Annotated in this window: 15 protein-coding genes; 6 read left to right on the forward strand and 9 right to left on the reverse strand. The window is 48.4% G+C overall.

Annotated features, from left to right (window positions below):
• The 5 genes from DZK30_RS14580 to DZK30_RS14600 are packed head-to-tail and all read left to right on the forward strand — an operon-like array spanning position 1 to position 4,908.
• Complete coding sequence (locus tag DZK30_RS14580) at positions 1-1,203, forward strand: class I SAM-dependent methyltransferase (RefSeq protein ID WP_118974879.1); 1,203 nt, start codon at positions 1-3, stop codon at positions 1,201-1,203.
• Positions 1,203-1,739: a dTDP-4-dehydrorhamnose 3,5-epimerase family protein gene (locus tag DZK30_RS14585; protein WP_118974880.1), complete on the forward strand. Its 537-nt coding sequence runs from the start codon at positions 1,203-1,205 to the stop codon at positions 1,737-1,739. Before DZK30_RS14580 ends, DZK30_RS14585 begins: the two co-directional genes overlap by 1 nt.
• Before the next feature lie 9 nt (positions 1,740-1,748).
• On the forward strand, positions 1,749-2,696 hold the full coding sequence (locus DZK30_RS14590; protein ID WP_118974881.1) for an FkbM family methyltransferase: 948 nt from the start codon (positions 1,749-1,751) through the stop codon (positions 2,694-2,696).
• Positions 2,697-2,750: 54 nt separating this feature from the next.
• Entirely contained in the window at positions 2,751-3,677 is a 927-nt protein-coding gene (locus tag DZK30_RS14595; RefSeq protein ID WP_118974882.1) for an NAD-dependent epimerase/dehydratase family protein, read from the forward strand.
• Between the two features lie 28 nt (positions 3,678-3,705).
• Positions 3,706-4,908, forward strand: a complete 1,203-nt coding sequence (locus DZK30_RS14600) for a glycosyltransferase (protein ID WP_118974883.1) — start codon at positions 3,706-3,708, stop codon at positions 4,906-4,908.
• A 3-nt stretch (positions 4,909-4,911) separates the two neighbouring features.
• Here DZK30_RS14600 and DZK30_RS14605 read toward each other — a convergent pair whose 3' ends face one another.
• From DZK30_RS14605 to rfbF, 5 genes are read right to left on the reverse strand one after another with little or no spacing between them, the layout of a single operon-like run.
• Positions 4,912-6,405, reverse strand: a complete 1,494-nt coding sequence (locus DZK30_RS14605; RefSeq protein WP_118974884.1) for a polysaccharide biosynthesis C-terminal domain-containing protein — start codon at positions 6,403-6,405, stop codon at positions 4,912-4,914.
• 1 nt (position 6,406) lies between these two features.
• Positions 6,407-7,228, reverse strand: coding sequence for a 3-deoxy-8-phosphooctulonate synthase (gene kdsA / locus DZK30_RS14610; protein ID WP_118974885.1), 822 nt, complete (start codon positions 7,226-7,228; stop codon positions 6,407-6,409).
• Between the two features lie 40 nt (positions 7,229-7,268).
• Positions 7,269-7,871 carry a tRNA-(ms[2]io[6]A)-hydroxylase gene (miaE, locus tag DZK30_RS14615; protein ID WP_118974886.1) on the reverse strand — a complete coding sequence of 201 codons (603 nt, stop codon included), beginning with the start codon at positions 7,869-7,871 and terminating at the stop codon, positions 7,269-7,271.
• A gap of 8 nt (positions 7,872-7,879) precedes the next feature.
• Positions 7,880-8,968, reverse strand: coding sequence for a CDP-glucose 4,6-dehydratase (rfbG, locus tag DZK30_RS14620; protein ID WP_118974887.1), 1,089 nt, complete (start codon positions 8,966-8,968; stop codon positions 7,880-7,882).
• A gap of 36 nt (positions 8,969-9,004) precedes the next feature.
• Positions 9,005-9,778 (reverse strand): glucose-1-phosphate cytidylyltransferase, encoded by a 774-nt coding sequence (gene rfbF / locus DZK30_RS14625; protein WP_118974888.1) that lies wholly within the window; start codon positions 9,776-9,778, stop codon positions 9,005-9,007.
• A 215-nt stretch (positions 9,779-9,993) separates the two neighbouring features.
• Here rfbF and DZK30_RS14630 point away from each other — a divergent pair, with 215 nt between their 5' ends.
• Positions 9,994-11,487: a murein hydrolase activator EnvC family protein gene (locus DZK30_RS14630; RefSeq protein WP_118974889.1), complete on the forward strand. Its 1,494-nt coding sequence runs from the start codon at positions 9,994-9,996 to the stop codon at positions 11,485-11,487.
• A 656-nt stretch (positions 11,488-12,143) separates the two neighbouring features.
• On the opposite strand, the gene DZK30_RS14640 is transcribed toward DZK30_RS14630, so the two are convergent.
• From DZK30_RS14640 to DZK30_RS14655, 4 genes are all read right to left on the reverse strand, one after another.
• Positions 12,144-12,899 (reverse strand): ABC transporter ATP-binding protein, encoded by a 756-nt coding sequence (locus DZK30_RS14640; RefSeq protein WP_118974891.1) that lies wholly within the window; start codon positions 12,897-12,899, stop codon positions 12,144-12,146.
• Between the two features lie 102 nt (positions 12,900-13,001).
• Positions 13,002-13,664, reverse strand: coding sequence for a CBS domain-containing protein (locus DZK30_RS14645; RefSeq protein ID WP_118974892.1), 663 nt, complete (start codon positions 13,662-13,664; stop codon positions 13,002-13,004).
• Positions 13,665-13,774: 110 nt separating this feature from the next.
• On the reverse strand, positions 13,775-14,536 hold the full coding sequence (locus tag DZK30_RS14650) for an alpha/beta fold hydrolase (protein WP_118974893.1): 762 nt from the start codon (positions 14,534-14,536) through the stop codon (positions 13,775-13,777).
• A 69-nt stretch (positions 14,537-14,605) separates the two neighbouring features.
• Complete coding sequence (locus DZK30_RS14655; RefSeq protein WP_240432934.1) at positions 14,606-15,085, reverse strand: GNAT family N-acetyltransferase; 480 nt, start codon at positions 15,083-15,085, stop codon at positions 14,606-14,608.
• Positions 15,086-15,160: the final 75 nt, after the last annotated feature.

The following is a 15,160-nucleotide window of genomic DNA, read 5'->3' on the forward strand; positions in this document are numbered from 1 at the left end:
ATGCAATGTCGCGTTTGTAGCTCAGAAGACCTGGATATGGTGATCGACCTGGGCATGCAGCCCTGGTGCAATCACTTTCTTACCCGGGAAGAGGTTGGTAAAGAACCCTTTTATCCGTTGCAGGTAATGTATTGCAATGCCTGTAGTACCAGCCAGCTGAATTATACCGTAAAAAAGGAAATCATGTTTGGCAACCACACCTATCTGAGTGGTGTAACCCGTTCGCTGAGCGATCACTTTGAGCATATTGCCAAAGAGGTAGACTCCTTGTATTTCAGCAACAATAAGGACAAGGCCATGCTCGACATCGGCTCCAACGACGGAACACAGATCAGGCATTTCAAGCAGCTCGGCTACGATATTGTAGGTGTCGAATCTTCTGTTGCCACTTCAAAGATCGCCAACGATCAGGGTTTGTATACCATAAACGATTATTTCAACTACGAGCTGACGCAAAAGCTGGATCGCAAATTCGATGTGATCAATGCTGCCGGCGTGTTTTTCCATCTTGAAGAGTTGCATTCCGTAACCCGCGGCATAAAAGAGAGCCTTAAGGAAGATGGTGTCTTCGTCGTCCAGTTTCTTTATATGAAACGTATTGTGGAGAACATGGCCTTCGATCAGATTTACCATGAACATTTGTTGTACTACAATCTCAAAAACCTGCAGATACTTTTGTCTCAGTACGAGCTGGAAATATTCGATGCCTACGTAGCTAACATTCACGGCGGCTCTATGATCGCGCATGTTACCCATAAGGGCAAAAGAGCGGCTGCAGAACGGTTGCAGCAGTTGCAGAAAGAAGAGGAAGCGACCGGTTGCAATGAAAAGCAATGGTACCTGGACTTTGCGGAGCGTATAAAGAAGATGAAGGCAGAGAACGTCGCCTTCTTTGAGCAGTGCAGGCAGGAAAATAAAAAGGTATGGGGTATGGGCGCCCCGGTAAAGGGCAATACGCTGCTGAATTATTTTGGCATCGGCACTGACTATATCGAATACCTCGTAGAAAAGAATGAATTGCGCAAAGGTCTGTACTCACCCGGCCAGCACATTCCCATTGTGATCGAGCGGGAAATGACAGAACTGCCCGATGTCTATTATGTGCTGGCCTGGAATTTTAAAAAGGAGATACTGGCCAATAACCAGGATTTGATCAACAAAGGTGTCGAATTCTATTTCCCTATTAACCCTAAAGAAAATTGATGAATCAGCTCGACATCCGCAGTTCGGCATTATTCCCGGAAGTAAAATTGATCACTCCTCCTGTGTTCAGGGACGAGCGGGGCGAATTTGTCGAGACTTTTTGCATTAATAAGTACGACTTTAAAGACCGTGCAGGCCAAAAGCTTGTTTTTAAGGAAGACGATATATCTGTTTCCCGGAAAAATGTGCTGCGCGGCCTTCATGGTGACAAGGTAACCTGGAAGTTGATCCAATGTGTGTACGGTGAAGTATTTTTTGCGCTCGCCGACCTTAACCCAGCTTCTCCTACCTATCTGAAAACAGAGACGTTTATCCTGAACGATACCAACCGCCTGCAGGTATTGGTACCACCCTTCTTCGTTAACGGTTACTATTGCCTTTCGGAGCAATGCGTTTTTGCTTATAAACAAACGGAAACGTATTCCGGCGCGGGCAATCAGATCGCGGTAAGGTGGAACGATCCCGGCCTGGCCATTTCCTGGCCGGCAATACAACCTTTGATGAGCCAAAGGGACATCGCTGCTCCCGGCGTATAATCTATATGTATGAATATAGATACCACATTGAACCGTGATTTTGTGATCGTTGATCTTGGATCTTCATCTGCCAGGCAAAGCACATTCCTGAAGAAATTCAGTAGCCAGATCACCTATATAGAGATAGATGCGCTTTCGACCAGCGATATACAGAACAGCGATCTTTACAAGAATATCAAGATCAAAAAAGGTGTTCATATCGAAAGAGGGATGAAACAGTTCATCGAAAGGAATTATATGGCCTGCTCCTCTTTCCTGGAAATTAAAGAAGGGGTAGATATTATGTATGGCCTGGAAGATGCTATGAAAGAAAAAGCCAGGATTGATATAGATTGCATTACACTAAACGATATCCTCGCAGAGCATAAGCTGGATCATATCGACTTCCTGAAAGTGGATCTTGAAGGACTGGATTTTGATATTATCAAAAATATAGAAAATACATTACCCGATGTCAATGTGATCCAGGCGGTAATAAGGTTTCACCCGCTATTCAAAGGTGAAAAGCATTTCTTCGAGATATGCCAGTACCTTAGCGATAGAGGATTCGAATTCATCAATTTTTCCTGCCTTGACGAATGGAAGTTGAATACCAGCAACCAGAAGAATTCCAGGGATGGGCGTATGGTATGGGGCGATTTTGTTTTCTTCAGAAAGCTAGACAAGAGTGCGACCGGCTTTACTGCCGACCTGCTGAAACAAATACTGGTCAGTAAATCATTACAATTCAATTCCTATGCGGAGTTCTTGCTGGAAAGTAACAGGCCATTTTTCGATGCTGAACTGTATCAGGAGGTCAACAAGGTAATCCGTACATTCGGTTCGCTCGAGTTGTTTTTCAACAATTTATTCGGAGTATTCGCCCGGTCCAAGCTGATCTATCCCATACGTAAGCTACTCCGGTATGTTTACAAAAGAAGCAGAATACATCCTACACTAAAACAGACTGTGCCCTGATAAATAGAGCGAATCCGCTTTCTTCTAAAAAAAAGAAATGGTCTTATCATAATCATGAATAGCGTTTTAATCACCGGTAGCTCCGGGTTCCTGGGTCGAAGGCTGATCCGGAAACTGGAAAACGAAGGTATCAGTTACCTTGCCCTTAATTCCCGCAACTGCGACTTGACCAGGGACGATTCTCTTGCTAAAGCAATAAGCAATCCCGGCGATTTCGACTATATTTTTCACTTAGCAGCCTGGACCCAGGCGGGTACCTTTTGCGATACCCACCGCGGTATCCAGTGGATCGTGAACCAGCAGATCAATACCAACATGCTGGCCTGGTGGCAGCAGCATGCCCCGCAAGCCAAAATGATCGCTCTGGGGACCAGCATAAGCTATACCGTAGAAGAGGGCCTGTCTGAAGAAAAATACATGCAGGGTATACCAACCGATAAATTCTACGCTTATGCGATGTGCAAACGTATGTTGCTGGCAGGATTGGAATGCCTCCAGCGGCAATATGGCATGCAATACCTGTACCTGGTGCCAAGCACCCTTTACGGACCCGATTATCACACAGACGGACGTCAGCTGCATTTTATTTACGACCTCATAAGAAAGATCATTAACGGAAAGAAGCATGGAACGCCGGTAACCCTATGGGGAGATGGTGAGCAACGCCGGGAGCTGGTTTACGTCGACGACTTCGTGCAGGTGATGCTGGCTTTGAACAATAAAATAGAAAACGAAATATACAATATCGGCAGCGGTGAAGATCACTCGATCAGGGATTTTGCCAGGATCATCTGTGAAAAAACAGGCTATGACTTTAACCAGATAACTTACGATACCACACAGTATGTAGGCGCTAAAAGTAAAATACTGGCGGTAGACAAATACCGGAGTCTGCTGGGTAGAACGCTTATGAGCACAGACCTCTCGGACGGTATTGAACAAACGATAGCCTGGGTAAGATCCAGTAACCTGGTGGATTGAGCCGATAATCCCTGAAAATACTTCCCGTATGAGAAAGGTGATCATTATTGACGAATATCTTGTAGATAAAGGCGGACATCACTACGAGTATAACCGGGCAGTGCAGGAATTGCTACAGCAGCACGGAATCGAAACAGAGATTTATGGCAATATAAAGCTTGAGCCCCATGTAGCCCGGGAGCTTAATGCCAAACCTTACTTCAAGGGATTACCTGCCAACTTTCTGAACAGGATCCCGTTGGTAGGCCGGCTATGGAACCGGGCGACATTCTCACGCACCATGTACAGGAAGCTGGTAGCGCTATATCGCGCCGAAATCCATACAGACGCCGTCTTCTTCTATACGACCACAGTTTGGTATAACGTATTGCCGGTCGCTCTTGCCGCCTCCCGGAGCAAACAGCAAAGCCTTTTGCTATTCCGTTATCCCATTTCAGAGCTGGTGGGTATGCCCGCATTCCTTAATAAATGGGGGCTGCGTTTGTACGACTTTGCTTTCGGCAAATTGATCAAAAGTGGAAAGGCAATATTCTTTACCGACAGCAACGTCATTGCCGATGAATGCAATCATCGGTATCACTGTAACATGAGCGTGCTTCCCATACCCCATGTAAAAGAGCCCATTGTTAGCCATACGGTTGAGAAAATGCCGCCCGGCAATCGTTTCCGGCTATATGCACCGGGACCAGTAAGAGTCGAAAAAGGTATCGGGCTGATCCTTGATGCCGCTGCAAAAATGAGCCGTGAACGTCATCCCCTGCTTGACCAGATCACACTGGTAATCCAGGCCAATGCCGGCGATCAGGATCTGAATACCGCCGTGGAAACAAGATTAAAGGAAAGTCATATCTCATATGAGCTACTCGGCAACATGAGTTCCGAAGCCTATGCGCAGCAGCTGTCGCAAGCCGACATTATCCTCATTCCTTATCTCGTATCCCATGGGTACAGGGCGCGTACGTCGGGTGTCCTGTCTGAGACCATAGCAGCTTGTAAACCCTTCATCACTTCCAAGGGCAGCTGGATGAATGCCCAGTCGGCAGCTTATCATACGGGCATCAGCATACCAGACAATGACCCCAATGCGTTGATCCAGGCATTGGAAACCATCACTGAAAATTATTCAACGTTCCGGTCAGAAGCAGAGCAGGCAAAGCTAGCCTGGCTTGCCTTTCATTCCACCAACAATTTCTACAAAATACTTACTGAAGCTGTAGGGGGAAAAAGCTGAATATCAGAAAAGCCGTTTTTTCTTAACGACGGTCGCCAGGTACTCGTTGATATCAGGCGAAACACGCCACCACAGCAATAGCGGCGTATAGATAATTATCAGGGTGCCGGCACGGAGAAGCGCATCGACCACGGGATTGCCCAGATAAGGAATAAAATAAGCAATAAGACCGCTCACAATACCTGCCAATATCACTTTTAAACTCTGTAGCGAAAACGGATGCAGCGCCATCTTTTTTTTGAGGAAGATCAACTTGGCTATATTGAAAATGGTCAATGCTATGCTACTGCCCCATGCTGCGCCGTAGGCGCCATAACGGGGTATCAGTAACCAGCACAACACTACAATCAGCACGACTAATATCGCCGAAATACGGAAATTGAATTTGTAATAGATCGAAATGCTGATCATTTCTGTATTGACTCCCGTAGCCATGTCGACTGCACGTCCCAGCATTAATATGAGCGAAAGCGGAACTATTTTCTCGTATCCTTTGGGTAATATACTTGCTGCATTGTTCAGGTTTAATCCGATAATAAACGCCATCGCTACGGCGACAATGAGAATATTGATACCAGACCGATTGAAAATATCCCTGAGCTCAGCATCATTCCGTTCTATATAGGCCCGGTTCAAAGCAGGGAATACGGCCTGTGCCATAGCCCGGTAAGGAACAGCCATCAAGCCTACTATAAAGACAGCGATGGTATAAGCCGGTACTGCCGAAACCCCGTCTTTGTCCAGCGTGGCGAGCAGAAGCCCGTCAAGATAACCGGTAAGATACACAGAGACGCCTACAAGCAAATGATACCAGGCAAAACGGAATATTTCTTTGTATTCTCCGCGGGTAAACACTTTCCAGCGACGCGAGAAACCAAAACCCTCCGTACGCATCGAAAGCAGCAGCAACAGTATTGCGCTGAGGACGTAGCCCAGCACGGTAAGCACGATAAAGCCATGAAACCGGATCAGCTGCCAATACAAGGCGCCCAGCGCAAGCAGGTTACATACTCTTAAAAACACTTCACGCATCACCAGGCCCTGCGCCGACTTGTGCTGCGATATCATATAGGCCTCCAATAAGGTAAGATAGCCCCAGGCGAGCACCAGTAAGGCTACCCAGCCATAGTAGTCACTGAAGTAAGCCCTGTCCTGAGGTTTGAACATCGCAACGATCTCGGCTTTAAAACCCAGGTAAAAAGGCAGCAGGCACAACGCCATCAGCAAAGGCGCCAGGAAACACAGGCTAATAAGCACCTTTTTCCGTTCATCTCTTTTTTCGTAGCGTTGGGTAAATGTCTGCATCACACTTGCAGCGCCCATCAGGATACAGATCATCGAAATTACACCCACCGTAATAAGCGTTCTCGAAAAGCCGAACTGCTGTTTATCCTGACTGAAGACCTGCGCTGTAAAATAAGTCGCCACTGCACCGATAAGATTACCGGTAAAGATGACTATGGTCGACTTAATGGACTGCCTGAATACAATACCCATCTTACCCTATTTTCTTTACGGCTTCTCTTAGTATGCTTAGCTTTTGCATCAGGCCTTCGAGGAGGTCGAGGTGCAGCATATTGGCGCCGTCAGATTTTGCGTTTTTCGGATCGGGATGGGTTTCGATGAACAGGCCGTCGGCCCCTACTGCTATGGCTGCACGGGCAATCGTTTCGATCATCGCGGGATTACCGCCGGTTACACCACTGGTCTGGTTGGGCTGCTGCAGCGAATGCGTGCAATCCATTACCACTGGCACACCCATGGCGCTCATCGTGGGAATACCGCGATAGTCGACCACCAGGTCCTGGTAGCCAAAGGTTGTTCCTCTGTCGGTAAGGATCACTTTATCGTTCCCGCTTTGCTGAATCTTATCCACGGCAAACTGCATCGACTCGGGAGCCAGGAACTGCCCTTTCTTTACATTCACATGTTTGCCTGTCTCTGCCGCTGCTACCAGGATATCTGTTTGCCGGCACAGGAATGCCGGTATCTGCAATACATCTACATAGGCAGCAGCCATACCAGCCTCATTGGCTGCATGAATATCAGTAACCACCGGCACGCCAAAGGTGTCTCTTACTTTGGCCAGTATCTTCAGCGCCTTTTCATCGCCGATGCCGGTAAAGCTATCCAGACGTGTACGGTTAGCTTTGCGATAAGAACCTTTGAACACAAGGGGTATACCCAGCTTGCCGGTGATCTTTACGATGCGTTCTGCTATTTGCAGCACTATTTCTTCTCCTTCCACCGCACAAGGGCCGGCCATCAGGAAAAATTGTGTTGCATTGCTTTTTTGATTAAACAAGGTATGAGGTTCCATAGCCATTAATATAAAGAGGGAAAATGTTGCGGAGAGAAGATCAGTGCATACGGTCGCCCCGGGGCTTCAGCTCCTTAAGGATGTTCTTTTCAATATGCAGCCAATCGAGCCAGGTTTGCCTTACCAGGGCTTCATCGAAATAAACTTTGGCCAGGTCAAGGAATAAGCGGTAGTGTCCTGCCTCCGAAACCATGAACTTATGATAAAAATGGCGCAGCGCTTCTTCTTCGATATGCAGGCTCAGCAGGCGAAAGCGCTCACAGCTACGGGCTTCGATAAGGGCACATATCATCAGCTTGTGGAGCAGGCGTACTTCACCCGAAATATTCTTCGGCTCATGCTGCAGCAGCTGGTTTACATATTCATCTTTGCGCTGCTTGCCCAGACTGAGGCCGCGTTTCTTCAGCTCGGCCAGTACCATTCTGAAATGCCCCCACTCCTCGGTAACCACCGGCGCCAGTGCTTCCACCAGCTCCATCTTCTCCGGATAACGCTGGATAAGCGAAATGAATTGCGTCGCCGCTTTTTGTTCGCAAAAAGCGTGATCGGTAAGAATATCCTGCAGGGATATAGCCGCAATATCGACCCAGCGCGGATCGGTAGGCAGCTTCAATCCCAGTATTGTATTTTCTGTAGAACTCATAACAATAACTATTGGCTATCGACAGCCGTTACCGGCGCCAGATAGGCTTCAATCTGCGCCCGGCATTTTTCCGCTGCGCTATGTTCTTTATCGGCATACCAGGCAGCCGTCATGTGTACTGCTTCAGAGGCCGTGTAACGGGGCTTCTGCCCCAGGGCTTCATAAATTTTATGATTGTCCAGCATCAGCAGCCGGGCCTCGTGTGGCTGGCCTGCATTGCCTTCGATATGATAGCTGCCCTTCCCGTAAGCTTCAATAAACTGCCGGGTCACGGTTTCAACATCCAACACATCTTCTTTATCGGGACCTATATTGTAAGCAGCGGCATAGCTGGCCCTGTCGGCAGTCATCTTCTCTGCCAGCAGCAGGTAGGCAACCAAAGGCTCCAGCACATGCTGCCAGGGACGCACAGCGGCGGGGTTGCGCAGCATTACCGGTTCGTTCCGTTCTATCGCTCTTACAATATCGGGAATAATACGGTCGGCCGCATAATCGCCACCGCCGATCACATTACCCGCCCGCACCGATGCGATCGATTTATGATGTGTCGCTACATGGTCCGGGTTGAAAAAGGAGCGGCGATAAGACGCAATGGCAATCTCAGCTGCTGCTTTGCTTGCTGAATAAGGATCGTAACCGCCCAACTTTTCCTCCTCACCAAAGGGCAACCCCTTCTCATTATTCTCATATACCTTATCGGTGGTCACCATAATACCTGTGCAAGGCTTTTCCAGACTGCGCATAGCCTCCAGCACATTGATTGTTCCCATTACATTCACATCGAAGGTATACACAGGCTCCTGGTAGCTGCGTCGTACCAGGGGCTGCGCCGCAAGATGAAAGACATAATCGGGTTCGAAGCGTACAATCTCACCCTTCAGCAGTTGACTGTCCCGTACATCGCCTATCACCGAGGCATAGCATAGCTTATCGCCGTTGATCTGGTTATAGAGATCCTTTTCCTCCTCCGGCGCCAGGGCATAGCCTTTTACGTCGGCGCCGAAATAATCCAGCAGCTGCAGCAGCCAGGCACCTTTGAATCCGGTATGGCCCGTAAGGAATACTTTTTTATTTCTGAAGGTTGCATCTAATGACATACTGATCCTTTATTTCATCCTGTAACGTCGATATTTTTACCATTTCTTCCATGCCGGACTGCCTTCCCACATCTGTTCCAGCTCTTCCTTATCGCGTAGCGTATCCATACACTTCCAGAAATCATGGTGTTTATAAGCGCCTATTTGTCCGGCAGCAGCCAGGCGATCCATAGGATCTCGCTCCCACATCACATCGTCCATGTCGCCTTCAAGATAATCTTTGATTCCCGGATTGATGACAAAAAAGCCACCATTGATCCAGGTACCGCTGTCTTCAGGCTTTTCTTCAAAAGAATCGATAGTACCGTTCTCCTGCATTTTAATCACGCCAAAGCGGCTGGTAGCCTGTATCGCCGTCATAGTGCATACTTTACCGCTTTCGCGATGGAAGGTCAGTAGCTCATCCATATTCACATCGCTTACGCCATCGCCATAGGTAAGCATGAAAGGTTCATTATTGGTATAGGGCAATACCCGTTTCAGGCGTCCTGCCGTCATGGTGTCCAGGCCGGTCTCGATCAGCGAGATCTTGAAGGGCTCCGCATTATTCTGCAGTATTTCCATGGAATTATTGCCCAGGTCGACCATCATGTCGGCGTTGTGCAGAAAATAATTGGCAAAATACTCTTTGATGATCCAGCCTTTGTACCCCAGGCAGATAATAAATTCGGTATGTCCGTAGGCAGCATATATCTTCATAATATGCCACAGAATGGGCTTGCCCCCGATCTCGATCATCGGCTTGGGCCGTAATATGGACTCTTCGGAGATGCGGGTTCCGCGGCCTCCGGCAAAAATGACAACTTTCATCCGAAAATTTAATTGACAGGCATGGTCTTCAATGCGCAAATATAGGAAAGAAAAGCCTGTTCCTTTATGGAATTTCACCAAATCGATCATCTTCATATTAGGGGGAAGCCGGCAACCGGCAGCACGCTTGTCCGTTGGCATACCTGTAGTTTGTACACGCTTTTTGCCATGCTTTTATTAGCTTTGCTCTTTGCCCTAAAACAGAGAATCTTTTCATGCGTCTATATATCCTTTCTTTTTTCCTGCTGCTCGGCGTCACGCAGGCGCAGGCACAGCAACCCACCCGCAGCGAGCTTGAAAAACGCAGGGCCAACCTGCTGGAAGAGATAAACAGTACCCAGCAACAGCTGGAAGCGACCAAGCAGGATAAAAAAGCGACCATGAGCGAGCTAAAGGCGCTTACCGCCAAGCTGGAGGCCCGCCAAAAACTGATCGGCAATATTAATGCGGAACTGTCCAACATTGATGGCAGCATCCAGTTTTCGGCACAGGAGATCAATACGCTCAACAGCAACCTCGACAAGCTGAAGGCAAGCTATGCTCAATCGATCCGCTATGCCTATAAGCACCGTACCAGCCAGAATATGATGGCCTTCCTGTTTTCGGCCAACGATTTCAACGATGCCATCAGGCGCATGCAATACCTGCGCAAATATCGCGATTACCGCAAAGAGCAGGCCGACAAGATCCGTGTTACCCAGGTGCAGCTGAAGCAAAAGATCGGCGTGCTCAATACGCAAAAGACCCAGAAAGGCAAGCTGCTGCAAACGGAAGAAGTACAGAAAAACGAGATACAGGCCGAGACCCAGCAGACCAATCAGCTGGTAACCGAGCTGAAGGGCCGGGAAAAAGAGCTGGTGGCCCAGATCCAGCAAAACCAGAAGATGGCACGCAAGCTGGAAGCCTCTATACGGGACCAGATCAGACGTGAGATCGAACTGGCCCGTAAGAAAGCGGAAGAAGAAGCCCGCCGCAAAGCCGCCGAAGAGGCAGCTCTGGCCCGTAAGAGAGCCGCCGAGGAAGAAGCCCGCCGCAAGGCTGCTGCTGCCCAGCAAGCCGCCCGCAACAACGACGGCAACACTTACCAGGCCGGCAGCCAAACGGTAACGCTCAATACCGGAAGACCATCTTCAACAGGCAACAATGCTTCCAAACCGGCGACAACCGGCAATAGTAAACCTGCAGCCACCACTTCGGAGCCTTCCCGGCCGGCATACACGCCACCGCCCGTAGCATCGGTGGAAAAGCCTTCCTACAAGCTGAGCCTTACACCGGAAGTACAGGCGCTGTCCAACAATTTTGCCGCCAACCGTGGTCGCCTGCCCTGGCCAGTCGAAAAAGGTTTTATATCGGGCAATTATGGCAAGCACCCCAATAAGCTTTTCCCTAGTGTTATCGAGAATAATATCGGCATCGATATCACCACAGGCGAAGGTGCTTCGGTAAGAGCGGTATACGAAGGCGTAGTGCGTACAGTAGCCAATATTAACGGCATCATGGTCATGGTGAGCCATGGCGAATTCTTTACCGTGTACAGCAACCTGGCTTCGGCTTCCGTACGCGAGGGCGATCATGTCAGCGCCAAGCAGGTTATAGGCCGTGCCGGTAAAAATGATGATGGTGAAAACATGCTCAACTTCCAGGTATGGAAAGTAGGGGCCAACAATAGCCCGGCCTCCGTCAATCCATCGGACTGGATCGCACGATAAGCTTTTTGTACAGATCGATATACGGCACCGATAAACCGTCGCTGCTTTATCTCCAACCCAGGCCGCATGGCCTGCTGCGTACACACTTTTATCTGAATATCCGGATATAGGAAACAAAGCCGTTCCTTAAGCTTGTCGAACTTTTCTCACCGAAGGTAAAGGACAAAGATGGTGCTCCGACAAGCTCAGCAATCGTTATTTAAAAGCAAATTGTATCCTGTTTCCTATATCCGGATAGTTACTTACTTTTATTTATAAACACAAAATTGACGCTAGCGCGGTGGTAATATGGAAGCCGTGAGGGCTGCAGTTGTTGGTGTTTTCACCAACAACGTTACGGGACAGCTAACACCTTTGCGTCGCCGGGGCATTGTGTGGAATAAAACCCGCTGCCGCCCGCAAGCAAAAAGACACATACACTTCATCTCTCTTATTGCCGTTGTGCCTGGCGTGCTATAAAGAAAACGCTGCAAAAAACAGGTACCTATCATCCACCTTGATGCCTTTGTATGCTATAAAGAAAACGTTGCGACACTGCGTCGCCGCGAGAAAAAAACACATACTTATATCTTTCTCAGTGCTGTTGTGCCTTGGTGCTATAAAGAAAACCCTGCGCCACCGCGCCGCCGCGGGAAAAAAATAAAAGGCCGCATGCATTAGCCTTCCCGCAGGTCTTTGCCGGTAAGCGCAATGAATACATCTTCGAGATTGGCTTCCTTCACCTTCTTTTTCCGTTCGAAGCCTGAGGCGATCAGGTTATCGATAAGGCTATCGGGGGTATTGAGCGATACGATCCTGCCGCTGTCGATAATAGCCACACGGTCGCATAGCTCTTCGGCTTCGTCCATATAATGCGTGGTGAGTACTACCGTAGTACCCGATTGCCGCAGCTGGCGAATGAGGTCCCAGAGATTGCGCCGCGCTTGCGGGTCGAGGCCCGTGGTGGGCTCGTCAAGAAAGATAATACGGGGTTTATTGATCAGTGTAGTGGCAATGGAAAAACGTTGTTTCTGACCGCCCGACAGTTCTTTGAACTTATTACGGGCCTTATCTTCCAGGTTTACGCTCTGCAACAGGGCCATGGCATCTGTACCAACATTGTATAAGCCTGAAAACAGCGCGATCAGCTCTTTGAGGTTCAGGTTAGGATAAAAGCCCGCGGCCTGCAGTTGTACACCAATCACCTTCTTGATCTCCTGGGGTTGCGTATCCAGGTCCTTGCCATCGACGATCACCCTACCCGAAGTTTTGGCTCGCAATGTCTCAATGATCTCCAGTGTAGTGGTTTTCCCCGCACCATTGGGTCCCAGCAATCCGAATATTTCACCCTCCTGCACATCGAAGCTTAAACCATTGACTGCAGTAAAATCGCCGTATTTTTTTACCAGGTCCTGTACACTGATGATCGCCATATGCTAACACGGCAGCTTTTGAGGCCTTGCCGCAAGGCAAAAGTACAAAAGATAAGGAGCCATCCCAAAGACAGGGATGGCTCCTTATAAGCTTAAGTTTTTTTACATGTTGATGTAGTGCATCAACGATTGATAGCGGTCTAACATGCTTTCGATAGCGGGCATATCGCCAAATACTTCCTTCACCGTATACTCATAGCGGTCGAAAGAGGCGATAAGCGATTGGATCTCCTTCGTATTTGTTTTCAATACTACCTCCATCAGCTCGCTGCCGGGATACGTAAACACCTGCACATTCAACAAAATGGTATCGTTATTTTCGCAAATACGGGCAATCTCCGAAAGCGAATAATTGACAGGTTTCATTTCAAGCACAATGATACCACCCGATTGATCCAGACCCGAATTGTTGCCCAGGAACTCGAGCAGCTCATGTCCGCTTACGGCACCCAGGTATTTATTTTGCTCGTTGATCACAGGTACAATAGCAATATGTTGCTGCACGGCCCTGCGCACGGCCTCGTAGGGGTGCTGGTTGCCATAGACAACCGGCCTGAAATTCAGGAAATCGGCCGAAGAAAGTGGTGCTTCCGGTGTTTCCCAGTTGAGCAAATCATCTTCTTTGATCAATGCTTTGTATTCCTCGCCTTCCACCAGGGACAAATGTGGCAGATGGAATTCCTGCATCAGCTGCAGCGCCTTGTCGCCCGAGTCCTCGGGGTGCAATACGGGTATTTCCGGTGAGATAAGCTGCTGGATGAACATAATTGACATTTTTTACGCTTCAGACTTCATATGAAGTCTATTTTAATTACGGCAAAATCCGTTCCAGGGATGCTATGTCAGACATAAGAAATCCTGATAGCAATATTGCATTAGTTATGATTATGCCGTTCCAGGAACTCGGACAATAGCCTGTTAAACTCACCCGGTACCTCCATCATAGGCGCATGGCCGCATTTGTCGATCCAGTAAAGCTCCGAATTGGGCAGCAGCTGCTTAAATTCTTCGGCTACCATAGGCGGCGTCACGGTATCATTCTTTCCCCATATGAGGCAGGTAGGCACCTTGATATCCCGCAGCTCCTCGCTCAGGTTATTACGGATAGCCGACTTGGCCAAGGCAATGATCTTGATCGCTTTCAGGCGGTTGTTCACAATAGAATATATCTCGTCCACCAGGTCTTTGGTAGCAATATTGGGATCGTAAAAAGTCAGTTCCGTCTTCTTGCGTATATATTCGTAATCGCCGCGTTTGGGATACGTTTCGCCCATACCGTTCTCAAACAGACCCGAGCTGCCGGTGAGGGTAAGGGTCTTCACCTTTTCCTGGTTGTGTAAGGTATAAATCAGACCTACATGGCCACCCAGTGAATTACCCATAAGATGCACCTGGTCAAATTGGCGGGTCTCAATAAATTTCTGAACATATTTAGCCAAAGCGCCCACACCGGTATCCAGACCGAGGTCAAATAACGGCAACATCGGAATAATGACCCTGTATTTTGATTTGAAATGATCGAAAAGATCCTTGAAATTGCTCAGGGCCCCAAAAAGTCCGTGCAGTAATATAAGCGGTTCGCCTTCGCCTTCCTCGACGAATTTGAACTTGCCGAGCGATTTGATTTCTATTTCCATACACGAATGTTAGTTGGCTGCTAAAATACTGCTATTCTGTTATGCCTGCATTATTTTACCGGAAAAAATTTACAGCTCCAGACTTACGTTGATCCAGCTGTTATCAAACTGTGCGCCGTATTTCCGGTAAAAGGCGATGGCGGGTTCATTCCAGTCCAGTACCTGCCACAGCATACCGCTAAACCGCCGGTCCCGGGCTGTTGCAATAAGTTTATCCATCAGCAGGCCGCCAATACCTTTGCCCCGCCAGGCCTCCCGCACAACGATATCTTCCAGGTACATGCGCTGCCCTTTCCAGGTAGAATAACGGACATAGTAAAGCGCAAAACCTATGATCTGCTCTTCACGATCTTCCGAAGCCGGCACGACCGCCACTTCGGCCCACCATACCGGCTGAGCGCCGAAACCACTCTCGATAAAATGTTCCTCTGTGACCGTAACTTGTTCCGGAGCCTTCTCGTAAAGCGCCAGCTCACGGATCAGCGACATCATCTCCGCAGCGTCGGAACGCTGTGCTGGCCTTACTTTTACCGTCGTTGTTACCATCATGAATACAAAGCTAGAAGCTTTATGTTTAATTTAGTGTGGTGTAAAGAATATTTATTCGTTTTAAGTGTTTGATAA

This window comes from Taibaiella koreensis (assembly GCF_003545715.1).
Taxonomy (GTDB): domain Bacteria; phylum Bacteroidota; class Bacteroidia; order Chitinophagales; family Chitinophagaceae; genus Taibaiella; species Taibaiella koreensis.

Coding starts and splice junctions, on each gene's coding strand:
- DZK30_RS14580 (WP_118974879.1), top strand. CDS start 1: ATGCAATGTCGCGTTTGTAGCTCAGAAGACCTGGATATGGTGATCGAC.
- DZK30_RS14585 (WP_118974880.1), top strand. CDS start 1,203: ATGAATCAGCTCGACATCCGCAGTTCGGCATTATTCCCGGAAGTAAAA.
- DZK30_RS14590 (WP_118974881.1), top strand. CDS start 1,749: ATGAATATAGATACCACATTGAACCGTGATTTTGTGATCGTTGATCTT.
- DZK30_RS14595 (WP_118974882.1), top strand. CDS start 2,751: ATGAATAGCGTTTTAATCACCGGTAGCTCCGGGTTCCTGGGTCGAAGG.
- DZK30_RS14600 (WP_118974883.1), top strand. CDS start 3,706: ATGAGAAAGGTGATCATTATTGACGAATATCTTGTAGATAAAGGCGGA.
- DZK30_RS14605 (WP_118974884.1), bottom strand. CDS start 6,405: ATGGGTATTGTATTCAGGCAGTCCATTAAGTCGACCATAGTCATCTTT.
- kdsA (WP_118974885.1), bottom strand. CDS start 7,228: ATGGAACCTCATACCTTGTTTAATCAAAAAAGCAATGCAACACAATTT.
- miaE (WP_118974886.1), bottom strand. CDS start 7,871: ATGAGTTCTACAGAAAATACAATACTGGGATTGAAGCTGCCTACCGAT.
- rfbG (WP_118974887.1), bottom strand. CDS start 8,968: ATGTCATTAGATGCAACCTTCAGAAATAAAAAAGTATTCCTTACGGGC.
- rfbF (WP_118974888.1), bottom strand. CDS start 9,778: ATGAAAGTTGTCATTTTTGCCGGAGGCCGCGGAACCCGCATCTCCGAA.
- DZK30_RS14630 (WP_118974889.1), top strand. CDS start 9,994: ATGCGTCTATATATCCTTTCTTTTTTCCTGCTGCTCGGCGTCACGCAG.
- DZK30_RS14640 (WP_118974891.1), bottom strand. CDS start 12,899: ATGGCGATCATCAGTGTACAGGACCTGGTAAAAAAATACGGCGATTTT.
- DZK30_RS14645 (WP_118974892.1), bottom strand. CDS start 13,664: ATGTTCATCCAGCAGCTTATCTCACCGGAAATACCCGTATTGCACCCC.
- DZK30_RS14650 (WP_118974893.1), bottom strand. CDS start 14,536: ATGGAAATAGAAATCAAATCGCTCGGCAAGTTCAAATTCGTCGAGGAA.
- DZK30_RS14655 (WP_240432934.1), bottom strand. CDS start 15,085: ATGATGGTAACAACGACGGTAAAAGTAAGGCCAGCACAGCGTTCCGAC.